At 43.8% G+C, this 25,151-nt stretch carries 22 protein-coding genes; 19 read left to right on the forward strand and 3 right to left on the reverse strand.

From position 1 onward, the window contains the following. Positions 1-100: 100 nt before the first annotated feature. The 5 genes from Q5H80_RS17410 to Q5H80_RS17430 are packed head-to-tail and all read left to right on the forward strand — an operon-like array spanning position 101 to position 6,088. The gene (locus Q5H80_RS17410) at positions 101-1,174 is read left to right on the forward strand and encodes a cytochrome-c peroxidase (protein ID WP_304570645.1); all 1,074 of its coding nucleotides are present in this window, start codon (positions 101-103) and stop codon (positions 1,172-1,174) included. Beyond that, a complete protein-coding gene (locus Q5H80_RS17415; RefSeq protein ID WP_304570646.1) occupies positions 1,161-2,327 on the forward strand; it encodes a cytochrome-c peroxidase in 1,167 nt (388 codons plus the stop codon). The genes Q5H80_RS17410 and Q5H80_RS17415 overlap by 14 nt, the downstream gene beginning before the upstream one ends. Then, the gene (locus Q5H80_RS17420) at positions 2,324-2,908 is read left to right on the forward strand and encodes an arsenate reductase (azurin) small subunit (protein ID WP_304570647.1); all 585 of its coding nucleotides are present in this window, start codon (positions 2,324-2,326) and stop codon (positions 2,906-2,908) included. The genes Q5H80_RS17415 and Q5H80_RS17420 overlap by 4 nt, the downstream gene beginning before the upstream one ends. Next, positions 2,909-5,635, forward strand: a complete 2,727-nt coding sequence (locus tag Q5H80_RS17425) for an arsenate reductase (azurin) large subunit (RefSeq protein ID WP_304570648.1) — start codon at positions 2,909-2,911, stop codon at positions 5,633-5,635. Between the two features lie 9 nt (positions 5,636-5,644). Beyond that, complete coding sequence (locus tag Q5H80_RS17430) at positions 5,645-6,088, forward strand: CopD family protein (RefSeq protein WP_304570649.1); 444 nt, start codon at positions 5,645-5,647, stop codon at positions 6,086-6,088. Positions 6,089-6,262: 174 nt separating this feature from the next. On the opposite strand, the gene Q5H80_RS17435 is transcribed toward Q5H80_RS17430, so the two are convergent. Beyond that, entirely contained in the window at positions 6,263-6,718 is a 456-nt protein-coding gene (locus tag Q5H80_RS17435) for a plastocyanin/azurin family copper-binding protein (RefSeq protein WP_304570650.1), read from the reverse strand. 565 nt (positions 6,719-7,283) lie between these two features. Here Q5H80_RS17435 and nirB point away from each other — a divergent pair. The 4 genes from nirB to cobA all read left to right on the forward strand — a co-directional run bounded on the left by nirB (position 7,284) and on the right by cobA (position 12,226). Continuing rightward, complete coding sequence (gene nirB / locus Q5H80_RS17440) at positions 7,284-9,857, forward strand: nitrite reductase large subunit NirB (RefSeq protein ID WP_304570651.1); 2,574 nt, start codon at positions 7,284-7,286, stop codon at positions 9,855-9,857. Between the two features lie 14 nt (positions 9,858-9,871). After that, complete coding sequence (gene nirD, locus Q5H80_RS17445; RefSeq protein ID WP_304570652.1) at positions 9,872-10,195, forward strand: nitrite reductase small subunit NirD; 324 nt, start codon at positions 9,872-9,874, stop codon at positions 10,193-10,195. Between the two features lie 123 nt (positions 10,196-10,318). Next, positions 10,319-11,134 carry a formate/nitrite transporter family protein gene (locus Q5H80_RS17450; RefSeq protein ID WP_304570653.1) on the forward strand — a complete coding sequence of 272 codons (816 nt, stop codon included), beginning with the start codon at positions 10,319-10,321 and terminating at the stop codon, positions 11,132-11,134. Between the two features lie 315 nt (positions 11,135-11,449). After that, positions 11,450-12,226, forward strand: a complete 777-nt coding sequence (cobA, locus tag Q5H80_RS17455; RefSeq protein WP_304570654.1) for a uroporphyrinogen-III C-methyltransferase — start codon at positions 11,450-11,452, stop codon at positions 12,224-12,226. Positions 12,227-12,294: 68 nt separating this feature from the next. Here the strand turns inward: cobA and Q5H80_RS17460 are convergent, their stop codons facing one another. Beyond that, complete coding sequence (locus Q5H80_RS17460) at positions 12,295-12,891, reverse strand: DUF4174 domain-containing protein (RefSeq protein ID WP_304570655.1); 597 nt, start codon at positions 12,889-12,891, stop codon at positions 12,295-12,297. A gap of 195 nt (positions 12,892-13,086) precedes the next feature. Here Q5H80_RS17460 and Q5H80_RS17465 point away from each other — a divergent pair, with 195 nt between their 5' ends. The 3 genes from Q5H80_RS17465 (at position 13,087) to Q5H80_RS17475 (ending at position 15,688) form a co-directional block, all read left to right on the forward strand. Further along, on the forward strand, positions 13,087-13,560 hold the full coding sequence (locus Q5H80_RS17465) for an NYN domain-containing protein (RefSeq protein ID WP_304570656.1): 474 nt from the start codon (positions 13,087-13,089) through the stop codon (positions 13,558-13,560). Positions 13,561-13,640: 80 nt separating this feature from the next. Then, entirely contained in the window at positions 13,641-14,306 is a 666-nt protein-coding gene (locus Q5H80_RS17470) for a response regulator transcription factor (RefSeq protein WP_304570657.1), read from the forward strand. Further along, positions 14,303-15,688: a sensor histidine kinase gene (locus Q5H80_RS17475; RefSeq protein WP_304570658.1), complete on the forward strand. Its 1,386-nt coding sequence runs from the start codon at positions 14,303-14,305 to the stop codon at positions 15,686-15,688. The genes Q5H80_RS17470 and Q5H80_RS17475 overlap by 4 nt, the downstream gene beginning before the upstream one ends. A gap of 194 nt (positions 15,689-15,882) precedes the next feature. On the opposite strand, the gene Q5H80_RS17480 is transcribed toward Q5H80_RS17475, so the two are convergent. Next, positions 15,883-17,187 carry a dicarboxylate/amino acid:cation symporter gene (locus Q5H80_RS17480; RefSeq protein ID WP_304570659.1) on the reverse strand — a complete coding sequence of 435 codons (1,305 nt, stop codon included), beginning with the start codon at positions 17,185-17,187 and terminating at the stop codon, positions 15,883-15,885. Positions 17,188-17,745: 558 nt separating this feature from the next. Between Q5H80_RS17480 and Q5H80_RS17485 the strand changes: the two genes are divergently transcribed. The 7 genes from Q5H80_RS17485 to Q5H80_RS17515 all read left to right on the forward strand — a co-directional run bounded on the left by Q5H80_RS17485 (position 17,746) and on the right by Q5H80_RS17515 (position 24,973). Next, on the forward strand, positions 17,746-19,875 hold the full coding sequence (locus Q5H80_RS17485; protein WP_304570660.1) for a TonB-dependent siderophore receptor: 2,130 nt from the start codon (positions 17,746-17,748) through the stop codon (positions 19,873-19,875). Between the two features lie 178 nt (positions 19,876-20,053). Then, positions 20,054-20,821 carry a DUF3450 domain-containing protein gene (locus Q5H80_RS17490; RefSeq protein WP_304570661.1) on the forward strand — a complete coding sequence of 256 codons (768 nt, stop codon included), beginning with the start codon at positions 20,054-20,056 and terminating at the stop codon, positions 20,819-20,821. Then, positions 20,821-22,197 (forward strand): MotA/TolQ/ExbB proton channel family protein, encoded by a 1,377-nt coding sequence (locus Q5H80_RS17495; RefSeq protein ID WP_304570662.1) that lies wholly within the window; start codon positions 20,821-20,823, stop codon positions 22,195-22,197. Before Q5H80_RS17490 ends, Q5H80_RS17495 begins: the two co-directional genes overlap by 1 nt. Then, on the forward strand, positions 22,197-22,757 hold the full coding sequence (locus Q5H80_RS17500; RefSeq protein WP_304570664.1) for a MotA/TolQ/ExbB proton channel family protein: 561 nt from the start codon (positions 22,197-22,199) through the stop codon (positions 22,755-22,757). Before Q5H80_RS17495 ends, Q5H80_RS17500 begins: the two co-directional genes overlap by 1 nt. After that, entirely contained in the window at positions 22,754-23,158 is a 405-nt protein-coding gene (locus Q5H80_RS17505) for a biopolymer transporter ExbD (RefSeq protein ID WP_004731145.1), read from the forward strand. Before Q5H80_RS17500 ends, Q5H80_RS17505 begins: the two co-directional genes overlap by 4 nt. A gap of 19 nt (positions 23,159-23,177) precedes the next feature. Further along, the gene (locus Q5H80_RS17510) at positions 23,178-23,798 is read left to right on the forward strand and encodes an energy transducer TonB (RefSeq protein ID WP_304570669.1); all 621 of its coding nucleotides are present in this window, start codon (positions 23,178-23,180) and stop codon (positions 23,796-23,798) included. Next, positions 23,795-24,973, forward strand: coding sequence for a lipopolysaccharide assembly protein LapB (locus tag Q5H80_RS17515; protein ID WP_304570670.1), 1,179 nt, complete (start codon positions 23,795-23,797; stop codon positions 24,971-24,973). The genes Q5H80_RS17510 and Q5H80_RS17515 overlap by 4 nt, the downstream gene beginning before the upstream one ends. Positions 24,974-25,151: the final 178 nt, after the last annotated feature.

Consider the following 25,151-nt stretch of genomic DNA (forward strand, 5'->3'; position numbering starts at 1 on the left):
AATAACTCTTATCACTTCTAATTGTATGATCCTAATCATATCTTTAATGTTTCATGTGTTAATAATAGGGGTAGATGATAGTAACCCCGAAGGAATGCCGATGAGCATCGCACTAAAAAGCTTGGTAGGAGTGTGTGCCCTTTTCTCTGCAACTCTATACGCCGCTCTGCCCCCAATGAGTATAAATACGGCGAAGGCAGAACTCGGTAAACGACTGTTTTTTGATACGCGCTTGTCCGGGGATGACTCGATATCGTGTTCCAGTTGCCACATTCCGGCGAATGGCTTCTCTTATCCTGAACCTTTAAGCCCTGCGTATACGGGGAGTGATGGGTTTCGTAATGCACCCACACTCATTAACACGGCTTATAAAGAGGTGTGGTTTCACGATGGCCGCATTGGCACCAACCTAAACGATGTGGTGCGGGAAAATATCACTGAAGACTGGCTGATGAATATGGACATGCGTTTGATGCAGGAACGCCTCAAACAAGATCCTATATACGTCGAGATGTTTAAAGCGGCTAAGCTAGGGGAGCCTTCAAATGGCGGAGTGCGCAAAGCCTTGCCTGAATACCTAAAAACACTGACTTCGAAGAACGTCCCTTTTGATAAAGGTGAGCTTAGCGACTTAGCGATCCAGGGAGAAAAGCTGTTTACAGGTAAAGCGGGGTGTAGCCAATGTCATAGTGGCGCTCTGTTTACAGATGGAAAAGCACACAATACCGGAGTGCCCGAAAATTATGAGATATTTTTAGATCCAATGCGGCATCAATCTTTTCTTGCTTACAACATGTTTATGGGTGTGCAAGATTACTTAACGTTAAAGCGTGATGTTGGTGCGCATGTTCAAACTCATAAAGCGGATGGTAGCGATCGCGGTAAGTTCATTACGCCAACGCTGCGAGAGCTCACTCAAACTGCGCCGTATATGCACAATGGCATGCTTGCCACGCTTGAAGATGTGGTTGAGTTTTATAATCAAGGTGGTGGCGAAGACTCAAACAAAGACTCTCGACTCACCACTCTTTCTCTAACGGACAAAGAAAAAAAGGCGCTGGTGACTTTTCTGGAATCGTTATCTGGAGACGCCCTTATAGGCGAAAAGTACGAATGGTTAGATTATGACTTCGGCTACGAATACACGGAGGATTGGTCAAATGCTCGAAACTAAATGCTCTGTATCAAAGGCGGCACTCTTTATTCTTAGTGGGATGATGGGGTTTCCTAATGTTGTTTATGCAAAGGTAAAGCTTGAGCCTCTAGGGAAAGTGCCTGTGCCTGCGGACAATAAACAAACGCCTGAAAAAATAGAGTTAGGAAAGATCTTATTTTATGACGGTCGGCTAAGCGGTGATACGACGAGCCCATGTGCTGGTTGCCATATTCAATCTCAGGGCTGGGGTTTTCCGGATGATCTTTCTATGGGGTATCCGGGTACAGTGCATTGGCGTAATAGCCAAACGATTATTAATGCGGCTTATTACGACAAATTTTTCTGGGCGGGCAGCGCTATGTCATTGGAAGCGCAAGCCAAAGATGCAGCGAAGGGCGCGGTCGCGGGTAATGGTGAAGATGACATCATGGAAGCACGTTTAGCCTTAGTACCTGAGTATGTTGAACGCTTTAAGCGAGTGTTTGGTGATGATACTCCAAAAATACATAACGCTTGGCGCGCTATAGCGGCCTTTGAACGCACGATGATTCAACGTGATACCCCAATAGACAACTATTTACTCGGTGATAAAACCGCTTTGTCCGAGTCCCAATTGAAGGGCAAAGCACTGTTTGAAGGTAAGGCGAATTGCATTGCTTGTCACAATGGTTCTTTGGCATCCGATCAAAAATTCTACAATATTGGCGTACCGCCAAGCCCCTGGTGGAGTGATGATGGCTTAGCACAGATAACGTTTCGATTTGAGCTTTATTCTAAAGGTGTAACCGAAGAAATGTACCGTACCACCAAGGCGGATCCCGGTGCTTACTTTCGAGCTAAACGCAAAGAGATGTTAGGTAAGTTCCGTACACCGAGCCTACGTTATACAAAGTACACTGCGCCATACATGCACAATGGCACTATTCCAACTTTAGAAGCGGTGATCGATTTTTACGATCGAGGTGGTGTAGCGGATGACGGGCGCACTACAGGGTATCCTCAGACCAAGTCTGCTTTGATCCAACCTCTCGGTTTAACGGAGCAAGATAAAAAGAACTTACTGAGTTTTATCGAAGCATTTTCAGGTGAACAGATTTTTATTGAAGAGCCAACCATTCCAGAATACCAACCGCTATTTACTAAAGAAGAACTTGCTGGAGCAGAGAAATGATCGCCAACTCAGAGCAAAATTCGAGTAAACGACACAACAAATGCATGATGTCACGACGTGATTTTTTACTTTATTCCGGCGCGGCCACTGCCGTATCAATGGTTCCTCTGACCTTATTTGCAGGGACTGATTCTGAAACTCAGGTAGAAGGTCGTATTGTCGGTTACCCGCGTAAGAAAATTGCAAACTTAAGTCAACTCATTAACCACACTCCGGTTCACTTTCAATATCCAGATGAGGGAAAAAACTCGATTGCGATGTTGGTTAAATCTGACATTGAATGTGGCGGTGGGATAGGGTTACAGCGCGATATTGTGGCGTACTCGATGACGTGTACTCATCAAGGTGGACCTTTAACTGGAGCTTATAAAGCAAAAGGAGCGCATCGCATTGTCGGGCAGTGTCCATTCCACCTGTCTACATTTGATTTGCGCCGTCATGGAATTATGGTATCTGGTCAAGCCTTTGAGAGCTTGCCTCAAGTACTGCTCGAGCTCGAAGGTGACGATATCTATGCGGTCGGGGTTATGGGGTTGATCTTTGGTCGAATGGAAAACCTGATCGATGTGGAGGTAATCTAGATGACTCAATCTCCTGCAAACAATCAATTTAATCAAAACCATTCATACCTTCAACCGAGCAGTACTTTATTGCCGCCTGCTGGTGCGGAAGTCATCACAACAGCGTGTGACTATTGTATTGTTGCGTGTGGTTACAAAGTCTATCGTTGGCCTGTGAGTAGCCCTTCAGGTAGGCCTGCTGCAAGTGAAAATGCATTTGGTGTCGATTTCCCGGTTCATGCTCTGCAAGCTTGGGTTTCGCCACAGCAACATAATATTATTTCGCATAATGGCAAACCACACCATGTGGTGGTGGTAGCGGATAAAGATATCCAAGTCGTCAATAAAGGCGGTGATTCTTCGGTTCGTGGTGGACTGCTCGCAAGAAAGCTCTATAACCCAGAAACACCAACCAAAGATCGATTGAAGCAACCGCTTGTTCGAATTAATGGACAGTTGCAACCAGTTGAGTGGGATTTCGCATTGGATATCGCGGCCCAAGTCGGCCGTCATGTGATTGATATGCACGGTTCAAACAGTTACTGCGTGAAAACCTATTCTTATCAGTATATTGAAAACACCTACGCGATAACAAAGTATGCATTACGTCATGTTAATACCGCGAATTTTTCATTTCACGACACGCCGTCAGATGTCACCGCAACCCCGGGGTTTCGAGATGCGGGTTTTGATAATTTTGCTCCAAGTTATGATGATTGGGGTGCGGCAGATACTTTGATGATATGCGGAACGGATCCGTATGAGACAAAAACCATCATCTTTACGCAGTTCATTATGCCTGCGGTGCATCGTGGAATGAAAACTGTGATTTTGAACCCTCGTGAAACCGCTGGAATAGCGTGGCTTAAAGCTCAAGGTGGATTGCACCTCGATATTAACCCTGGTAGCGATAATCTTGTGATTGGTGCAATTGCTCGAGTGATCTTAGAGCAAGGTTGGCAAGATAACGAGTGGATTGAAAGCTGGGTTAATAATAAATGGGAATCGAGCTCAGGTTTTGGTCAGGGTACTCGTAATACGCCATGGCAGTGGAGAACCACTTGGGGCAAGTTCCAAACCGACGGCTTTGATGATTATAAGCAATGGAATTTGGAGCAGAAAGAATACGCCCCTGAGTATGCCGCATCAATCGCAGGTATTGATGTCGAGAAGATCCACAAAGCCGCTGAGATGTTGGCAAAGCCCTTAAATGGTAAACGAATCAAAACCTCGATAGGCATCGAAAAAGGTTTTTATTGGTCGAATAATACAGGGAATACCAACGCCATTGCCTCCCTTGCAACGATTATCGGTACTGGTGGCCGAGAAGGGCGTGTTATTGGTCGATTTGGTGGGCATCAACGCGGTGGGCTAGCGGGTGGGAAACTACCAAGGAATAAGTCACCTGAAAAAGTGGCAGGTAGGCGTCGACGCTCAATAGACACCGACAGATATCTTTATTCCGGGCATACCCGTATGGCCCATGTCATTGGTACGACATGGATTCAAGCTATGTGTGGTAGTTATGGGTTGAAAGAGAAATTTACCGATTTAACAACACGTAACCCTCACCAAGCGACGCGACGTGATAAACAGCACATTATAGATACTCTCAAAAAACGAGCAGATTCCGGTGGAATGGTCGTCATCAATCAAGATATTTATTTACGTGATCCTATTGGTAAACAATTCGCTGATATCATCTTTCCGGCCGCGACTTGGGGGGAAGTGGATTTCATGCGCGCTAATGGTGAGCGTCGTTTACGCCTTTACCAAAAGTTTGCTGATGCGCCGGGTCAGGCTAAGCCAGACTGGTGGATTGTTGCTCAAATGGCTTCGCGAATGGGGTATGACGGGTTTGATTGGCAAAACTCGAATGACGTAGCCGAAGAGTCATCGCGATTTAGCCGTGGTAGCCGTAAAGATTTCAATATGATCAAAGTTGCGGCACATGCTGAAGGAAAAACGCTTCATCAAAAGCTTGCTGAATTTGGTACGGAAGGGATCCAAGGCCCTGTATTTTATAACTATGACACGAAAAAGCTGATTGGTACTAAGCGCTTGCATGACACTGAAATGAGTTGGGAGGATCTTGTCGACAAAGGACTGCAAGACGGGCCTCAAGGCGCAAATATTATGCGTAAACAGCTCACTCAATTTAATAGTCAGACGGGAAAGGTGAACCTTCAAAAGCACCCTTGGGATCTGTTCAGTGATTTTCATACTTGGCTTACTCCCCAAAAGGACGAGTTGTGGTTTTCAAATGGACGTATTAACGAGATTTGGCAATCAGGGTTTGATGATACCGAGCGCAGGCCTTATATCACTCATCGTTGGCCTGAAAACTGGATTGAGGTACATCCAGAAGATGCGGAAAAACGGGGTATAGAAGCTGGAGATGAAGTACTGGTGTATTCGGAGCGGGTGGCCAATTTTAAAGATACGATTCTGGGTATCGAGTCAGACGATTTTCAGTTTAGTAACCTAATGAAAAATGGTCACATTCAGTTGGATTATGCAGAGATTAAAGCCGTTGCGATTGTCACTTCAGCCACGAAAAAAGGTGTGTTGTATTGCAATATGATGGACATGAAGAACCCAGCGAATGCTTTAACAACAAGGGTAGTTGACCAAATCAGTGGTAACTACAACTACAAAATGGGCGTCGCCAAAATAAAGAAAATTGGTGAATCAAAATATAAGCGTGAGTTTGAAGGATTCTCCTTTGCACCACGTAACATTGTGTAAGGGAAGTTTATGTTTGGCGTATTATTGGTTTTGCATGTATTGGCTGCCACCATTTGGACGGGAGGGCATATTATTCTCAGCGTCGTTATCCTTCCTAAAGTCTTGAAACACCGTTCTCCAGAAATGTTATTGGAATTCGAGCAAGGGTACGAAAAGGTGGGAATGCCGGCTTTGGTTGTTCAAGTGGTGACCGGGTTGATGCTCGCTTATCACATGTTGCCGGACATTAGCTTATGGTTTGATATGTCAATTCCACTGGCTCATGGTATTGCGGCTAAATTGACGTTGCTGTCTCTGACGGTATTGTTAGCCCTAGACGCACGATTTCGCGTGATTCCAAAATTATCGAAGGACAATCTAGTTGATATGGCACTGCACATTGTGCCAGTGACCATTATTTCTATTTTGTTTGTGGTTGTCGGAGTTTCATTTAGAACGGGTTGGCTGATGTGATATTTTTGTACGTTTAGTGCAGAATATTTGACCATGTCTAAGTCTAAGTAGATAAGAAGAAACAGCGCCAATTCGGCGCTGTTTCTTCTTGTTACTGACCCTTTAACCTGCCTTCAGGCTGGCATTCCTATCACACATCAACAGAGAGCAGATGCTTCAAGACAGGGACAAAGGTTATTGAACTTTTTGCTCTGCTTGATCGAGCAAGCCTTGCATCTTTTTCTGAGCTCTGCGACTCACACGTTTTTTGGCCGCGGTGCGAGCTTCTTCTAAGTTAACACTTGGATCACCAACAACCACAAGTGCCACCATTCCGTGTCTGTGATGTACTTTACATTTTATGCCATAAACTCCGGGCTTATCAAAAGTGACTTCCTGAACATTTGACCCGGATATCATAAGAGGTTTAGCTCCGTCAGGAAGCATCCCTTGAATGCTATGAGCAGTATGAGATCCAACAGTCCCTTTGAAGAGCACTTTGTCTCCAGGTTCGATTTCGACGTAATCAGGAATAAATTGATACATCTTGTCGATATTCTCAGAATTCATGTCCATCACTTGTTTGATAACTTTGGTTTCAGCAAGCGCTGGGGTGGCAATAATAGATAGGATTAGTAAAAGTACGCGCATGGTATTCACTCAGTAAATTAGAATTATTTTCATTAATGCTAATTTATTCAGGGTTTGGTTTAAAGTTGATTTTTACATCAATACGATGAATTGAAAGGGTTGTTGTGTTAGATCAAGCAAACCAACCGACGCCCCAAGCTATAACCTGAGTTCATCTCGACATTAAAGGGCGAACAGCTTTGTTTACATTCCGAATAGGTAGGAGTGGTTTTCACAATTACACATAGTTTTTCACGCAAACGGTGTTCTACATGTATTTATAGGCTTCTATATATATTTATAAGAACCCAAATGAAAATGATTGTCATTTGCTTACGTTATTGGTAACCTATTGTGAAACTTTACAACATCCCGCTTAATGCACTGATGTGTATATAAAACCCCGCTAAACCCTATCTGAACTGTGGTTATTCGTTTGCTTTGCTTGATAATTAAGCATCTCTACCTCTTTTGTTCTACCCCTTTAGGGTAGTTCGTTTTCGTAATTGATTTACATCATATTTTCATTTTCTTTCATAATTCATTATTCGCTCAGTTAAGAAATATATAACCTTCAGGAATTCTTATGAGCAAGATGAAGCTAGTCGTAATCGGTAACGGGATGGTCGGTCATCGCTATATCGAAGATTTAGTCGAGAAGACAGATGTTGCAAATATGGACATCACGGTGTTCTGTGAAGAACCACGTGTTGCGTATGACCGTGTGCACCTTTCTTCTTACTTTTCACACCATACTGCATATGAACTTTCTTTAGTAAAAGAAGGCTTCTACGAAAAACACGGCATCAATATGCTGATCGGTGAACGTGCTATCAACGTTAACCGTGAAAAGAAAACAGTTTATTCCAGCACTGGCCGTGAAATTCAATACGACAAACTTGTTCTTGCTACTGGTTCTTTCCCGTTTGTACCGCCAATTAAAGGCCACGAAGGTAAAGACTGTTTTGTTTACCGTACTATCGAAGACTTAAAAGCTATCGAAGCGACGGCAAAGAATTCTAAATCTGGTGTTGTTGTTGGTGGTGGCCTACTTGGCCTTGAAGCGGCTGGTGCTCTAAAGGCATTAGGTGTGACGACTCACGTAGTTGAGTTTGCTCCCAAGCTTATGGCAGAGCAGCTTGATCTAGCTGGTGGTAACCAACTTCGTCAAAAAATCGAACGTATGGGCGTAAACGTTCATACAAGTAAGAACACGCTTGAAATTGCTCCTGAAGGCACTGAAGCTCGTAACGTAATGCGTTTTGCCGATGGTACAGAGCTAGAAACTGATTTCATCGTATTCTCTGCCGGTATTCGCCCACAAGACAAACTTGCTCGTCAAATGGGCCTAGGTATTGCGCCTCGCGGTGGTATCGAGATTAACGATCACTGTCAAACGACAGACAAAGATATCTACGCTATCGGTGAGTGTGCGTCATGGAACCAAACGTTCTACGGCCTAGTGGCTCCTGGTTACAAAATGGCGACAGTGGCGGTTGACCACGTTGTCGGTAACGAAAGCACATTTGAAGGTGCTGACATGTCTGCGAAGCTTAAGCTTCTAGGTGTGAAAGTAGGTTCTATCGGTGATGCTAACGGCCGCACTCCTGGTTGTAAGAGCTACGTTTACCAGAACGAAGAGCAAGAAGTTTACAAGCGTCTAATCGTTTCTGAAGACAACAAGAAGCTGCTTGGTGCAGTAATGGTTGGTGACACGTCTGACTACGGCGATCTTCTTCAGCTAATGCTGAACGAAATCGACCTGCCAGAACACCCAGATGCTCTAATTCTTCCTGCTCATGCAGGCGGTGAAAAGCCAACACTTGGCGCAGACTCGCTTCCTGAATCTGCAGTTATCTGTTCTTGTTTCGATGTGACTAAAGGCAAGATCGCTCAAGCGGTTGCTGAAGGTCATCACACAATCGGCGATATCAAAGCAGTAACCGGTGCAGGTACTGGCTGTGGTGGTTGTATTCCACTAGTGACTTCAGTGCTAAACGCTGAACTTGCTAAAGCCGGTGTTGAAGTGAAGAACGATGTATGTGAGCACTTTGCTTACTCTCGCCAAGAGCTTTTCCACCTAATTCGTATCGAAGAAATCAAAACATTCGATGAACTACTAGAGAAATACGGTAAAGGCTACGGCTGTGAAGTATGTAAGCCTCTAGCGGGTTCTATTCTTGCTTCATGCTGGGGTGAGCACATCCTTAAGCCTGAGCTAGTGAAACTGCACGATACCAACGATAACTTCCTAGGTAACATGCAAAAAGACGGTACTTACTCTGTTATCCCTCGTATGGCGGGTGGTGAAGTAACACCTCAGGCACTGAGCGTTCTTGCTGATGTTGCTGCAGAATACAACTTGTACACCAAGATCACGGGTGCACAACGTATCGGTCTATTCGGTGCTCAGAAAGATGACTTACCAGCAATCTGGAAGAAGTTAATCGCTGCAGGTTACGAAACGGGTCAAGCTTACGCAAAAGCACTTCGCATGGCGAAGACATGTGTGGGTTCGACTTGGTGTCGTTACGGCGTTCAAGATTCAGTTGGCCTAGGCGTGATGATCGAGAACCGTTACAAAGGCATCCGTACTCCTCATAAGATGAAGTTTGGTGTGTCTGGCTGTACTCGTGAGTGTGCTGAAGCTCAAGGTAAAGATTTAGGTATTATCGCAACTGACGCTGGTTGGAACATGTATGTATGTGGTAACGGTGGTATGAAACCTCGTCACGCAGACTTACTTGCAAGCGACCTAGACCAAGAAACGCTGATCAAATACATCGACCGTTTCATGATGTTCTACATCCGCACGGCTGCTCCACTGCAACGTACTTCGGTATGGATGGACAACCTAGAAGGTGGTGTTGATTACCTACGTGAAGTGATTGTAGACAACAAGCTTGGTATCAATGACCAACTTGAAACTGACATCGCTGGCCTAGTTGATAACTTTGCTTGTGAATGGACAGATACAATCAACGACGAAGCTCAACTTAAGCGCTTCGCACATTTCATCAATGCTGATGACCGCGATGAAAACGTAGTGTTTGTTGAAGATGGCCGTGAACAACACCGTCCAGCGACTTTCACAGAGAAACACCCTGAAGCCATTACTTCAAGGCTCCAGGGCGACATCATTCACGTAGAAACTGTTTAAGGGGAGACGACATCATGGCATTTACCAAAGTTTGTAAGATCGAAGACATTACTCCAGGAACAGGTGTTTGTGCGTTGGTTGCTGGTGAGCAAGTGGCAATCTTCCGTCCAACTAAGGCTGAAGAAGTACTAGCGATTAGTAACACCGACCCATACTTTCAATCTAACGTATTATCACGCGGCTTGATTGTTGAGCACAAACAAGAGCTTTGGGTGGCAAGCCCACTTAAGAAGCAGCGCTTTAACCTGACAACAGGTGTGTGCATGGAAGACGAGAACTTCAACGTGAAAGCGTATAGAGCTCGTGTTACCAAAGGCGCTGTTGAAATCTCAGCATAACGGTTTACTTAGCAAGATTTGATAGTTCAAGGGTTCTAGTTATCGACATTGCCTTAATTCGGCAACTAGAACCTTTTCCTATCCGATTTTAACTTTTAATTTAAACTTTTTAAGGACAACCTTATGTCTACTGATTTTAAACCGGCAGAATTCGTTCAAACTATGATCGATGTAGGTGAAGCGAAAACGAAAACAAGTACTCGCGATCTTCTGATTCGAAGCACTATGGCTGGTATCATCCTTTCTCTTGCTGTTGTTGTGGCAATCACGACTATCGTGCAAACAGGCATTGGTATTGTTGGCGCTCTTGTGTTCCCAGTGGGCTTCGTCATTCTAAGTGTAATGGGCTATGACCTAGTAACAGGTGTATTTGGTCTTGCTCCTTTAGCGAAATTTGATAACCGTCCAGGTATTACTTGGGGTCGTATCCTACGTTGTTGGGGTCTTGTTGGTCTTGGTAACCTTATCGGTTCTTTAATTGTTGCAGTGTTAGTGGCAATTTCACTTACAGGTAACTTCTCTTTAGAACCAAACGCAGTTGCTCAAAAGTTCATTGCTGTTTCTACTGCGCGTAGCCTAGGTTTTGAAAATATGGGCATGGACGGTTGGATCACATGTTTCGTGCGCGGCATCTTCTGTAACCTAATGGTTTGTCTAGGTGTGATTGGTAACATGACGGCACGTACTGTCGCTGGCCGTGTAGCAATGATGTGGTTCCCAATCTTCATCTTCTTCGCATTAGTATTTGAGCACACAGTAGTAAACATGTTCTTATTCCCACTGGGTATGATTCTTGGCGCTGACTTCGGTATCGCGACATGGTTGAACTTCAACCTTATCCCAACAATCTTAGGTAACATCGTTGGTGGCCTACTGTTAACGTGTGTTCCTCTATACCTAACTCATGCTAAAACAGCTCCTTCTCTAGGCGCGAAGTAATACGGTAAACGTAATTTAGTATGAGATTGAAAGCCCCAACAAAGTGTTTGGGGCTTTTTTAGTTTAAAAACTGTCAGTTTATTCTCGGGCAGACACCCCCTTAGTTATCATAGTGCGTTGTTTTCTATTGAGTAAAACATCTGCAATAGATTGTTTTGTTATAATTATTTCTATCTTCGTTAGTATTTAGACAGAATATTTATTTCAACACCTGATAGTCTAAGAGTTAAGGATTTTGATAAGTCATCATGAATACAGTGACTTATCACATAGATTGAAGCTTGAGATAAAACAAGCAAACCTTCGGAGCGCAGAATGTCAGAAGTATCGTCATCGAATGTTAAAGAAATAAGCAATGGATTTGTTTCATTGGTAGGTGCAGGTCCGGGTGACCCGGATTTACTTACACTAAAAGCGGCGCGAGTGATTCAACAAGCAGACGTTTTGGTTTATGACCGCTTGGTATCAAAAGATATCTTAGCGATGGCTAACCCAGAAGCTGAAATGTTGTATGTGGGTAAGAAGCTCGATCATCACTGTGTACCACAAGATCAGATCAACCAACTATTGGTGACCAAAGCACAAGAAAACAAGCACGTTGTGCGTCTAAAAGGTGGTGATTCGTTTATCTTTGGCCGTGGTGGCGAAGAGTGCGAAACGTTAGCTGAGAATGACGTGAGATTTGAAGTGATTCCTGGCATTACTGCAGCCGCAGGAGCGACCGCATATGCGGGAATTCCATTGACTCACCGTGACCACGCGCAAAGCGTACAGTTTATTACGGGTCATTTGAAGAAAGATGGTGAAGATATTGACTGGCGTTCTCTTGCTCAACACAATCACACGATCGTGTTTTACATGGGCTTGAAAGAGAGTCCGAATATTCAGAAGAATTTACTCGATAACGGTATGCGAGAAGACATGCCAGTTGCGATTATCGAAAATGGCACTCGCCAAGAGCAGAAAGTGTTTAGAGGTGGGCTACGTGACCTAGCTGATCTTGCTGGCGTTGCAAAGAGCCCCGCACTGATTGTGGTTGGAAGTGTTGCTCAGCTCCATGAAAAACTGGCTTGGTTTAACAAGCCAGCTTAAGTGATTGATGATCAAGCTTAGCTTGTTAGCTTGGTTGATGGTTAACCAAAGGCTTAGCTGACTAAGAATTAAATACTGCAGCGGCTACTTTGTCGCTGCATTTCTTGTTGGCGCATGGGCATTTCGTCAATGATATTGGTGATTAATACCCAATCTGTTCTACCACTCCACCTGTGTTTCTCTTTCCCGTCTTTACCAATCAACACGGCAGTGTGTGAACCTTTGGGTATTCCATAACTGTTAGTCACTGCATCTAAATTAAACTCTTCAACGAACCATGCAGGAACGGTGTAGCCGCTTTCGGCGATGACCATGATAACCACATCTCGCTCGTCCAATTGACAATTGTTAATCAAGACTTCATTGAGAAACTCTTTTACGATCGAATCTTCTGTTGGAGCGAAATAAATAACACTGCGGTGTGGCAGAGCTTTGGAATGAGAGTAGGCTGGGTAGGCGTGTAACGAGTTGACTGACAGAATCATAAACATAACCGTGCTTGTTATTAGAGCGTTCAGTGGTTTGGAAATTACGTTTGTTACCGATGCCTTAGTTACCGATGCCTTAGTTATGGCTGCGTTAGTTATTGCCGCGCAGCAACGTATCAATACTGAGTAAATGGTGTCGCTGCCAAGGCATGATCTGATTATTTGTCGGTACTGCATGTTCCACCTTCCTCGAAAAACTTAAACAAGCTCTAAGTTAAGTTCATGGCAACTACGTTAAGCTAACACTAGCCACGTTAAGCCAATAACAACTACGTTAAGCATAGCTAATGAGTTCATTTTTATTAAAGAAAGCGACTCGCATTTTAGAAGTGAATAGAATAGGGTATACGGAAAATATAAAGGTATGAATTTATGGAAAACATAGCAATTTTGGTCGACGTTCAGAACGTTTACTATACAACACGCGATAAATACCGTTCTAACTTCGACTATAACCAGTTTTGGTATGTTGCCACGGAAGGACGTAACGTTGTCGAAGCCAATGCTTACGCGATCTCAAGTCAAGATCCTAAACAGCGCCAATTTCACCATATCCTTCGTGGTGTTGGTTTTAATGTGAAGCTAAAACCGTTTATTCAGCGTCGAGATGGCAGCGCAAAAGGTGACTGGGATGTAGGTATCGCACTAGACGCGATAGAGCTAGCAGAGACGGTTGATACAATTGTTTTGGTATCTGGAGACGGTGATTTCGAAATCTTGGTACAACGAATTAAGGAGCGATTTGGAAAGCCTGTTGAAGTGTATGGCGTTCCTGGGTTAACCGCTCAAAATCTTATCGATTCTGCGTCAAAGTTTGTACCGATTGAAAAAGATTTTCTTCTATAGAGGAAATCACGCACTTTATAATTGAAATCAATAATAACGATAATTAGAATGCAAACAGTTCTTATTTATCGGTGTGTGAAATGTCTCGTGTTTTAGTTGTTGATGATGATATTCAGTTGTGTGAGTTACTGGGTGAAGTGTTGAAAAATGAAGGGTATCACGTTGATACCGTTCATTGCGGTGAATCCGCTTTAGAGTTTATTCAATCGAATCCCGTTGATTTGGTTTTACTCGATGTGATGCTCCCTAATTTAAGTGGTATTCAAGTCGCAAGACGTATTTGTCAGCGTTTTGCTACTCCAATCCTTATGCTAACAGCCCTTAATGACGATGCCTCCATGCTCGATGGCTATCAAGCTGGAGCCGACCAGTACATCGCCAAACCTTTCAATGTTCCTGAGCTTCTGACCCGGATTAAGGTGATCTTGCGTCGAGTTGGGTTTGAGCGTCAAAGACAATCAATGGCTTCATCTAATCAAGGTTTGTGTGAGCAACTTACCCGCTTACCTTTAACGGGCACTGAAAAAGAGTTACTCGATTATCTGATCAAAAATAATGGCATCGTTGTATCAAAATCTGACCTGCAAGTACATGTATTGAAGAAAGAGCTGTGTCCATTCGACCGCAACTTAGATATGCATATCAGCAATATACGTCGAAAATTGGTGCAGGCTGGCTTATCTAAACAACATATTAAAACTGTGCGCGGTCAAGGCTACAGCTACCTAGAGTCTGCCGGAGCATGAGTGCTAAGTTGGTACGCTGCCCTGAGTTCATTGCTAAACGCAAAGACGGGCTCACTTTCCAACTGTTTAGCTATCTCACGGTTATCTTAGTCAGTATCTTGATCCTTCAAGGCGTGGCTGAAAGAGCGTTGATGAAAGCTCTGCTAAAAGTCCCTGAGTCCGTTAAGGCTGAAATGTTGGATCTTGCTTATCAAGCGAATGTGTTGATCGAAGATGGAGACATGGATGAACTCGCGGATTGGGGTAATGCTCAACAGTATTATCTGTTCGTTATCGATGAAGATAATCGACCGATCACGCACCGTAACATGCATCCGCATTTTGAATTCAAATTGAAGTACTTGCGTACCTTAGATCACCAGTTGAGTGATCGTGTTAGTAAGCCTATATTCGGCCTACCTCTGAACAATGGCAACACGCTCGTAATTCAACTACCGCACCAGTTCCATCCGGCTAAATCCTTTGCTCCATACTCCTATATGATCAAAGCTTTGATTGCTCTGGTCGTATTGTCGCTGTTCTCAATTATTATGGCGAAGAGCTTGCAGCAACCGCTGGACAGATTGAGGGAGGCCAGTCGAAGGCTCGCACAAGGAGACTTTTCAGTGAGTGTTGTGTCTGAGTTGGATTCAACTACACGTGAATTCAATGAGCTTGCCAATGATTTTGACCATATGACCTTTGAGATTAAATCTCTGGCTGAAAAGCAGCGTCGTTTGATTCGTGATGTATCACATGAGTTGAGGACACCACTAGCAAGGCAGAATCTTGCACTTCATTTATTGCGCAGCAAAGTTGATGAAAAAAGTATGGGTTTACTCGAACGGATGGAAAGCGAAACGGAAGAGATGAATAAGCTGGTGGGTGAAATTCTTGAATTCAGCCGCCTAGAAACCTCTCGCTATGATTCTAAGTTAATTCCAATGCATCTTGAGCATTATTGCTCAATGCTAATTGTGCAGATGCAAAATGACTTGAAACCTAATCAAACTTTGACTGGTGATTTGGAAACGGCGACATCAATGGTTAATGTTGATGAGAGGCTACTTTTGAGGGTGATCAGTAACCTTGTAGGAAATGCGATCAAATACGCAGGGGACAATGCGGATATTGTCGTCAAGACCTACGGGCAGGTCAATGATAAGCGTTACAGTGTCATTTCTGTGGAAGATGATGGTGAGGGCATTCCAGATAACAAGATTGCAGATATCTTTGACCCGTTTACCCGCATTGAGTCAGCCAGAGATAAACAGTCTGGTGGTTACGGTCTTGGACTCGCGATCGTTAAGGAAGCCATGGGAGTGATGAATGGGCATGTTACCGCTGAGAACAGAGAAGGTGGGGGACTTAGAGTGAACCTTATGTTTCCTATCGTAGATTAAGCGTTAGGCTCAGCACTAAGCCCCTGCAATGAGAGGATAGATGAGAGTTGAATCGTATCGGCTCAAGGAGAACCCAATAAAAAACGCCACTGCATCAGCAGTGGCGTTTTTGTTTACACGCTTTTCATTATCAGGCTAAGGCACTGCCATTAATTGCGCCTTGGCTTGAAAGTAAGAGCACCAGAGAAGCTAGATTATGCCTGTTGGCGTGCTAGCTTTACTTCTTCTTCTTTCTCACCGGCTGCTGGGTCATTGAAGCGAGCTTCGTCAAAAGAGCCTTCAGACTTAGCCACAATGATAGTTACAGCACTATCACCAGTGATGTTTACGGCAGTACGGATCATGTCAAGAAGACGGTCAACGCCCATGATTAGCGCGATACCTTCGAGCGGCAGTCCAACTTGGTTCAATACCATCGCCAACATAACAAGACCAACACCAGGAACACCTGCAGTACCAACAGAAGCCAATGTCGCTGTTAGGATAACCATTAGGTAATCACCCATAGTCAGGTCGATGTTGTACGCTTGTGCGATGAATGCCGTTGCAACGCCCTGCATGATAGCAGTACCGTCCATGTTGACAGTTGCGCCTAGTGGAACTGTGAACGAAGCGACTTTGTTGTCTACGCCCATGCGGTTTTTAGCCGTTTCCATTGTAACTGGAATCGTTGCGTTTGAAGATGCTGTTGAGAATGCAAACATGATTGCATCTTCCATCTTACGTAGGAACGTAATTGGGCTAAGGCCTGCAAACCCTTTAAGCATCGCACTGTAAGTTACTAAACCGTGTAACAGTAGAGTACCAGCTAACACTAAGAAGTATTCCGCTAGGTTCCAAATCGCGCCCAAGCCAAGGCCTGAGAACAGTTTAGCCATCAAGAAGAACACGCCGTAAGGAGCAAGGTTCATCAGCAGCGCAACCAGCTTCATGATTACTTCGTTTAAATCAGAGAAAACCGCTGCGATACGCTCACCTGGTTTACCTGCTGCACTGATCGCGATACCAAACAATACGGCAAATACGATAACTTGTAGCGTTTTGCCTTCAGCCATCGCCTGAATAGGGTTGGTCGGGAACATATCAATGATGACTTGGCCCAAAGAAGGGGCGTCGGCTGATTTGAAAGAGCTCGCAGCCGTAAGATCCGCACCTGCTCCAGGTTGGAACAAATTACCGATAGTCAGTGCTAGAGTGATAGCTACAGCAGTTGTACCGATATAAAGTGCAAGTGTTTTGCCCCCCATACGGCCAAGAGTTGATAAGTCTTTAAGAGAGCTTGTACCGCACACGAGTGAAACGAAGACGAGTGGTACAACAAGCATTTTTAAACTGGCGACAAAGATCTGTCCGCCTACTTCAAAGAGTCCGTTAACGATGTAGTTGTTAACAAATCCGCTGTCTGCAAAAAGGGATTGAATGGCAAATCCCGTTAATATACCTACGACCATACCGAGGATAACTCGGCCAGTCAGAGACATAGGTTTCTTGGTATTCATTTAGAACACTCCTTATTATTTATAACTTTGATACCTTTCCAAAGTGAGCAGGAGATTAGCAGTCGGTTGATTAAATCGAAAAACAAAAAATGAGTTTGGAATTACAGATGTGATCATAATCACTGATAATCGTTCAAATAAAACAAATTAAAACAAAATAATTCACCAATCATTTACATTTATCGAGTGTTTTATACAAAAAATCATCGTTCTAAAGGTAATAAATAAGATAAGAGGATTTTGTTATAGATGTTTGCTTATTACATTGACTGCGCAAATAGCGGTATTTCAAAAAGTTTGGCGAAGAGAACCGATTTTTAATTCAAGTGCTCGTTAAATGATTGTATTGAATTGGTTTCTTTTAACTGCAGGTTAACGACTCGTCAGCTCGTCTTTACAAAACCTTACGAATGCAAAGAATGTAAATTCAATGCAAATAGTAATAGTTATCACTTATATTCCCCCTCGAAATAATTCAGTGGTACCGGAAACGGTCTAACGGACACATCGAATAAATAACAAAGTGTTCGTCTAAAAGAATAAAAGTGGAGAAAGGACATGTTTTCAAAAAAGCCATTGGCTTTAGTGATCGGCGCAGTATTAGCTTCACCAGCAGTATTGGCAGAAGCAGTAAAAACTGACGAGCATATGGTTGTTGAAGGTCGTGATTACGGTTATAAAGCCGACACGAATACAACAGCAATGCGTATGGAGGCGACTCAATTAGAGACTCCAGGACAAGTTACGATTATCAGTGAACAAATCATTGATGAGCAACGCGCAAGCACGCTTGGCGAAGTATTAAAAAATGATGCGTCAATTTCAGCGGGTTCTAAATCAACGAACCGTGAGCGCTTTAACCTACGTGGTTTCTCTCTAGGAAGCAGTTCTGGTTACCTGCGCGATGGCGTTCAACACTGGTCTCATTACCGTCAACCGGTAGAACTACTAGAACGTGTTGAAGTACTAAAAGGCCCTGCAGGTCTACTCTACGGTAAATCAGCACCAGGTGGCCTTGTTAACATGGTTGCTAAGAAGCCTACGTATGAAACTCAAGTTAGTGTAAGCCAAGACATTGGTTCTGACAGCTACACACGTACTACCGCTGATGTAAGCGGATCATTGAACGATGATCAAACTCTACGTGCTCGTCTTATTGTTTCACAAGAAAATCAAGATTCTTACCGCACACGTTTTGACGGCACAGATGTAGATACTGACCGCTTTGTAGGTGGTCTATTTGTTGATTACGACATCAACGAAGATGTGATGCTATCTGCGCATTACGACCGTACTCAAGAGTTGGGTGATCTAGATAACGGCTCAAAGATTGATACGAAAACAGGTAAAGCGATTACCCCAAATACGGTTAATGACCAACGCTTCGCACAAACGGACAACGACGTAGCAAACTACGGCGTGGCTGTTACCGCAAACTTGAGCGATACATGGTCAGTTAAATCGGGTATCAGTCGCCAGTTTTACGAGCGTCGCCGTACTGAATCAGATAACGTTATTGATTCAAAGAAAGACAAAAAAACCAAGCAAACACTAGGTTATGGTTACAAAGTGTCAGACCGTCATGATGAGTGGACGTTTGATACGGCTTACGTAGATTTTACTGGTGATGTTGATGCATTCGGTGTGAACCACCGTCTGTTGGTGGGTGCAAATGGGCTGCACTACGATTACAAGCGCCTGTACGTATCAGATTACGCTTGTTTTAACGCTTCAGAAGCAGACACAATGAAAGAGTGTGGCAAAGGCTTTGATATGCCTGCAGACATTCACTACAACAACGATGATTCAGTATCACACTCAAAGAGCCAACACTACGGTCTATACCTTCAAGATTTAGTGACGTTCAATGAGCAGTGGCAAGCGCTTGCTGGTGTTCGTTTCGCTTACGATGATACGACGAGCAGTTCTGGTAAAGAAGAGAGCTACAATAACATCCTACCTAAGTTCGGTGCGATTTACTCTCCGGCGCCAAACGGTTCTATTTACGCGGTTTACTCTGAAAGTTTTGAACCTGTAAGTGAGATTTCGGATAAAGATGATGTGAACTTCGGCCAGTCTCAAGATGCAAAGAAAGGTACACTTTATGAGCTAGGCTCAAAGTGGGAACTGTTTGATGAGCGTTTATTTGTATCAGGAGCAGTATTCCAGATCATACAAACGAACATGCAAGTTACAGAAGACCTTCCTGCATCTCATGCAAAAGATACTCGTACTACACAGGTGGGTGAACAAGTTCACACCGGTGTGGAGCTGGCTGCGACAGGCTACGTGACGGATGCGTTCTCTGTAAGTGCATCAACAATGTTCTTAGATGCTGAATATAAGAATGACCCTGCTCTTAATGGTAAAACACCGGCAGATGTTCCTGAATTTACTGCAAGCATCTGGTCTACTTACGCATTCAACAACGGTACTGATGTAAACCTAGGTGTGTATCACGTAGGTGAGCGTTACACTGAAAGTGCTAACACATTTAAGAAAGACGCTTACACTCGTGTAGATGCAGGTGTTGCACATACTATTAAGTACGATGAGAACTTAGATTTTGTTGCACGCTTTAATGTAGAAAACCTGTTTGATACAGATTACCTAGAAGGCGGCAGCACTCGCGGCGTTGTTGTTGGCGAAGGTCGTAACTACATGGCTACGTTACAGGTAAAATACTAATTTGTTAGTAGGGTACTATTGGTAGCTTAAATATTAAGGGGAAGGTTTCGACTTTCCCCTTTCTTGATTCTGCTATTTAGTAAAAATACCCCTAGCAATGCGAGTGGTTTTTAATGATAATGAGACTGCTTATCAATAAAACTCATTTGTTCTTCTTCTATAGTAAATGACTACAATTATGAATCTTTTAAAAACTAGCCTAGCACTTGCCATCAGTTTGGTTGCAACGTCATCGATGGCAAACAGCTTGGATCAAGCTCAATCAATTCAAAACAAGACCAATAACGCGTCGGCTTCGAGCCAAAAGGTTATTGATAAAAGCTCACAAGCAACATTATTGCTGCAAGCTGAGGTTGAGCGTCTGCAAGAAGAAGTGAAAAATTTAGAAATCTATCACGATCATCTTGCCTCATTGGTTAAGAGTCAAGATCAAGAAGCGCAGAGCATTGAAGGGCAGATCGACGAAATCAAATACACACGTCAAGGTGTTGTACCTCTGATGTATCAGATGATTGATGGTCTTCAGCAGTTAGTTGAGAAAGACGTACCAATCAAGAAAGAACAGCGTTTAGAGAGAGTTGAAAAGCTTCAAGCGATGATGACTCGTGCTGACGTAAGTGATGCAGAAAAGTATCGTCGTATCCTAGAGGCATACCAAATTGAGATGGACTACGGCATCAAGCTGGGTGTTTATCAAGGTCGTGTAGCATTGACCAGTGAAAAAACGATTGAGGCTGATGTACTGCACCTAGGTCGCATCTCTTTAGTCGCTCGCAATCTAAATGGCAGCCAATATTGGTCTTGGGATCAAACAGAAGATCAATGGCAAGAGCTTGACTCTTCAATGAAGTCCGAGCTAGATAAAGCCTACGATATTGCTGGTCAACAAGCGGCTCCAAGCTTGATTACTTTACCTGTTTCTTTAACTGTTGCGGAGGTCAAGTAATGAACTTAAAGCCATTAGCAGCATTGCTTTGCATTACGTCAATTTCATTTTCTGCTTTCTCTGCATCAGACACTACTGCTCAGCTTGTTAATAAAGCAAAATCAGAGAGTCGCACGCAAGCGTCTCATAACGTAATTCGTGAAGCTGACTTTAAAAAGACAGAACAACAACTCAAAGCGATCAAAGCACAGCTTGAAGCTAAACGTAGCTCTATTCAAGCTGCGACCGATGTTCTGACTCAGACATTCAGTGATAACGAAAACAAACTTGCTCGTTTAGAAGAGAAGTTACGTTTAGAAACAGGTAGCCTTGGTGAGCTATTCGGCGTCGTTCGTCAGAACGCAAAAGAATTGGGCGCAGAGCTTAGCTCAACAGTAAACAGTGTTGATCGTGCTGAGCATACTGCAACCGTTGAGCAAATTATCGATGCTAAATCACTACCATCAATGCCACAACTTTCTGGCTTGTGGATGAGCATGGTTGAGCAGATTCAAGCGAGCTCAGAGCTTAGCAAATCTCAAATCGCCTTCATTAACGGTGAAGGCATTACACAAACAGTTGACGCTTACCGTCTAGGTTCAATCGGTCTAGTGACAGGCCAAGGTTACGTTAGCTGGAATACTCCGCGTGAAGATGCAATTGCGTATCTAAAACAGCCATCAAATGGTCCAACACTGGCATCGCTTTCTTCACTTGTGAATGGCGAAATATCTAATGTTGTTGTCGATCCTTCTCGTGGATTCATGCTTGAACAACTAGCGCTAACCCCAAGCATAGCTGATCGCCTTCAAGCGGGCGGTGTCGTTGGTAAAGTGATTCTTGGCCTGCTGGCTATTGGTCTCATTATCGCATTGGTTCGTGGTATTTCTTTGGCTATCGCTCGTCAGAAGATTCGTGCACAGCTTAAGAACCCAAAACAAGCAGGTAATAACCCTCTGGGTCGTGTTCTTGCGGTTTACAGCAAAGAGAAAAATCAAACAGTAGAAGCATTAGAACTGCGACTTTTAGAAGCGGTAGTGGATGAACAAACTCACTTAGAGAAAGGTTTATCAATGCTGAAGCTTCTAGCTGCTTTAGCACCAATGCTTGGCTTGCTAGGTACCGTAACCGGCATGATCGAAACATTCCAAGTGATCACACAGTTTGGTAATGGTGACCCTAAAGTAATGGCGGGCGGCATTTCGATGGCACTTGTTACAACGGTACTTGGCCTTGTTGCTGCAATGCCACTGCTATTGGCACATAACATTCTGAGTACTCAGTCAGAGAACATTCGCAATATTCTGGAGAAGCAGGGCATTGGCCTTGTTGCTGAGCAGGCAGAGAAGTCTATTGAACCAAGCGCTATTGTTTCACAAGTTGGGACTGCCGCGTAATGGGTATTTTGTCGGGTTCTCTATTACCAGTGAGTTGGTTAACGAGTAACTGGCTGCTGTCTTTATCAAACTTTATGGATCAGGGCGGTTTCGTCCTGTGGTGGCTAGCGGCTGTCGTCCTCGTTTTTTGGGTACTTGTGGTAGAACGTGTGCTTTATCTCGCGTTCTACTTTCCAAAGCAGCGTCAAGCTTGGATTAAGCAGTGGCATGAAAGAGAAGATCACTCTTCTTGGCATGCTAAAGCCATTCGTGAAGGTTGGTTAGGGCAAGCGACTATCTTACTTAACCAAAACTTGAACTTTATTAAGCTGTTAGTCGCTATTTGTCCGATGTTGGGTTTACTCGGTACCGTAACCGGTATGATCTCCGTTTTTGACGTCATGGCGACTCAAGGAAGCAGTGACCCTAAATTGATGGCCTCAGGTATCTCGTTGGCAACGTTACCAACTATGGCGGGTATGGTTGCTGCATTAGCGGGCATGTTTGTTCATGCTCGTTTAGCGAAAGTGTGTAACCGCTTAGAATTGAAATTAGAAAAATCTTTAAGGAGTCAACGATGAGACTCGGTCGACGTCATTCTAAAAACGAAGAGGCTCAAATAGACCTTACTTCGATGCTTGATATCGTATTCATCATGCTTATTTTCTTTATTGTGACGAGTTCATTTGTTCGTGAATCTGGTGTTGAAGTCAATCGCCCGCAAGCTTCAAATGTAGTGAGCCAAAAAGATGCAGGTATCTTTGTCGCGATTACTTCTGCGAATGACATCTTCATAGACAAGCGTGTTGTTGATGTTGAACGTGTTCAAGCGACGTTAGAACACTTGTTGCTAGAACAACCTGATGCTTCTTTGGTTATTCAGGCGGATGAGCATGCTTATAACGGTACGGTTGTTAAAGTGATGGACGCTGCTAAAGGTGCGGGTGTTAAAAATATTGCGCTTGCAGCTGAAAAGCGATGATCTTGGAGGATCTTAATCAATGATTCGCCTATTTCTTGCATTACCTTTAGCGGGAGCGTTGGGTTTAGCTCTATTTTCTTTCATGGCTTGGATGGTCGATAATGGGCACCAACGTTCGCCAGAAAATGGTGAGACGTTAAGTTTCAACATGGTGATGGTTGAACAAGAACAAGAAGCACAGAGAAGACAACGTGCAGTCCCGGAACAACCCGAAATGCCAGAGCCGCCACCGCAAGCGCAAACGTCTCAGTCGCAAGCTGAAGTAACGCCTCTGAATTCAATGTCTTCACTGTCTTCACTGGATTTGAATACTTCAATTGAAGGCCTAGCGATTAACGCTCCAACATTTTCTGATTTTGGGTCAAATCAACAGGTAATGCCGCTTTATCGAGTTGAACCTCGTTATCCAGCAAAAGCGCTAAAGCGTGGCGCTGAAGGGTATGTCATTTTGTCTTTTACAATTGATGAAACAGGACGTTCTGTTGATATTCAAGTTACGGATGCAAATCCACGTCGTATGTTTGAACGTGAAGCGATAAGAGCACTTAAAAAATGGAAGTATCAACCCAAAGTCGTCGATGGAAAAGCGGTAGCTCAGGTTGGTCAAACCGTGAAACTAGAGTTTAAGTTGGCAAAATGATGAAACAGATATGGATATTAGTGGGCTTGTTGATACTGCCCCTTACAGTACCGGCAAAAGAGCTTACCCAATACACCGTTATTCGTGTTCAAAAGGCGAATAAACTTGCTCAAGAGGAGCAGGTTAAACAGGCGATTGAGGTTTTGGCTAGTTTGGAGTTATCTAAAGGCTATGACAAAGCCTATGTCGCTCGCATGCTTGGTGTGTTTTACTGGCAAGATGGTAAAACAGAGACGGCAATCAAGCAGCTTACTTATGCTGTGGATAGTGGCTTATTGGTCGATGAGCAAGCTTGGGTAACGAAACGTATGTTAGCTGATTTACTGCTTAGCGAGCAGCATTTTAAAGCGGCATTACCACACTATTATGAGCTCGTTAAAACAGCACCGGAAACTGAAAAGAAAGACACGCTTTGGATGCGAATTGCTCAAGCTGAATACCAAATTGAAAACTGGACGAAAGTACTGGCAGCGATAGGTAATCATAACAAGTTCAATTCAAAATCACAGTTGTCGCCTCTCTCGTTAAAGCTGGGTGCGCAACTACAGTTAAAACAATGGAAGCAATCAATTCCTACGTTAGAAAGTTTAGTTGAACTTCAACCCGAAAAAGACAACTGGTGGCGCCAACTTGTTGGGATTCAGTTAAGGTTAGAACGTAGCCGAGATGCGTTGAATACCTTAGCGCTTGCTGAGCTACAAGGTGTTAAACTGAATCATTCAGACCGTAGGCTGCTTGCTCAATTGTACGCGAAACGAGGCATCCCTGAGCGCGCTGCGCAAGAAATTAGCAAGTTAGATGATGCAAACAGCGATGTTCAACTTCTGGCTGATCAAGCAACTTACTGGCAACTCGCAAAAGAGTGGGACAATGCCATTGAAGTGTGGACGTTAGCGTCGAACATGAACACTCGATACCATTGGAATGTTGCTCAATTATTGGTTCAGCAAGGTTACTACAAGCGAGCTCTGGTTGTTTTAGACAAAGTAAAAGACAAAAACAAGCAAGCCGACGTTGCATTGGCGAAAGTACGCTCATGGTATAAGTTGAAGAACCTAGATAATGCTCTCGCTCAAGCTAAGCGTGCGAACAACATTGAACCGTCCCCTGAGGCTAAAGGGTGGATCAAATATTTGACCCAGCTAAGAACGGTAAGCGAAAGCGGAAACGTCTAATCACCTATAGTTAGAAGTTAGAAAGCAGAGTATCAAGATAAGATAATGAAGGGTGTCATTTGAACGTTCAAATGACACCCTTTTTTGTATTCAATAGACTTAAACCTTAAACCTTAAACCTTAAACCTTGGTGCTTGAGCGGTGCGGTTGTTTGACTGAGGTAAGAATAACGATAAAT

This window comes from Vibrio sp. SNU_ST1 (assembly GCF_030563405.1).
GTDB lineage: Bacteria > Pseudomonadota > Gammaproteobacteria > Enterobacterales > Vibrionaceae > Vibrio.

Coding starts and splice junctions, on each gene's coding strand:
- Q5H80_RS17515 (WP_304570670.1), top strand. CDS start 23,795: ATGATGAAACAGATATGGATATTAGTGGGCTTGTTGATACTGCCCCTT.
- Q5H80_RS17460 (WP_304570655.1), bottom strand. CDS start 12,891: ATGCAGTACCGACAAATAATCAGATCATGCCTTGGCAGCGACACCATT.
- nirD (WP_304570652.1), top strand. CDS start 9,872: ATGGCATTTACCAAAGTTTGTAAGATCGAAGACATTACTCCAGGAACA.
- Q5H80_RS17450 (WP_304570653.1), top strand. CDS start 10,319: ATGTCTACTGATTTTAAACCGGCAGAATTCGTTCAAACTATGATCGAT.
- Q5H80_RS17425 (WP_304570648.1), top strand. CDS start 2,909: ATGACTCAATCTCCTGCAAACAATCAATTTAATCAAAACCATTCATAC.
- Q5H80_RS17410 (WP_304570645.1), top strand. CDS start 101: ATGAGCATCGCACTAAAAAGCTTGGTAGGAGTGTGTGCCCTTTTCTCT.
- Q5H80_RS17480 (WP_304570659.1), bottom strand. CDS start 17,187: ATGAATACCAAGAAACCTATGTCTCTGACTGGCCGAGTTATCCTCGGT.
- Q5H80_RS17415 (WP_304570646.1), top strand. CDS start 1,161: ATGCTCGAAACTAAATGCTCTGTATCAAAGGCGGCACTCTTTATTCTT.
- Q5H80_RS17430 (WP_304570649.1), top strand. CDS start 5,645: ATGTTTGGCGTATTATTGGTTTTGCATGTATTGGCTGCCACCATTTGG.
- Q5H80_RS17420 (WP_304570647.1), top strand. CDS start 2,324: ATGATCGCCAACTCAGAGCAAAATTCGAGTAAACGACACAACAAATGC.
- Q5H80_RS17485 (WP_304570660.1), top strand. CDS start 17,746: ATGTTTTCAAAAAAGCCATTGGCTTTAGTGATCGGCGCAGTATTAGCT.
- Q5H80_RS17470 (WP_304570657.1), top strand. CDS start 13,641: ATGTCTCGTGTTTTAGTTGTTGATGATGATATTCAGTTGTGTGAGTTA.
- Q5H80_RS17505 (WP_004731145.1), top strand. CDS start 22,754: ATGAGACTCGGTCGACGTCATTCTAAAAACGAAGAGGCTCAAATAGAC.
- Q5H80_RS17510 (WP_304570669.1), top strand. CDS start 23,178: ATGATTCGCCTATTTCTTGCATTACCTTTAGCGGGAGCGTTGGGTTTA.
- Q5H80_RS17465 (WP_304570656.1), top strand. CDS start 13,087: ATGGAAAACATAGCAATTTTGGTCGACGTTCAGAACGTTTACTATACA.
- Q5H80_RS17495 (WP_304570662.1), top strand. CDS start 20,821: ATGAACTTAAAGCCATTAGCAGCATTGCTTTGCATTACGTCAATTTCA.
- cobA (WP_304570654.1), top strand. CDS start 11,450: ATGTCAGAAGTATCGTCATCGAATGTTAAAGAAATAAGCAATGGATTT.
- nirB (WP_304570651.1), top strand. CDS start 7,284: ATGAGCAAGATGAAGCTAGTCGTAATCGGTAACGGGATGGTCGGTCAT.
- Q5H80_RS17490 (WP_304570661.1), top strand. CDS start 20,054: ATGAATCTTTTAAAAACTAGCCTAGCACTTGCCATCAGTTTGGTTGCA.
- Q5H80_RS17475 (WP_304570658.1), top strand. CDS start 14,303: ATGAGTGCTAAGTTGGTACGCTGCCCTGAGTTCATTGCTAAACGCAAA.
- Q5H80_RS17435 (WP_304570650.1), bottom strand. CDS start 6,718: ATGCGCGTACTTTTACTAATCCTATCTATTATTGCCACCCCAGCGCTT.
- Q5H80_RS17500 (WP_304570664.1), top strand. CDS start 22,197: ATGGGTATTTTGTCGGGTTCTCTATTACCAGTGAGTTGGTTAACGAGT.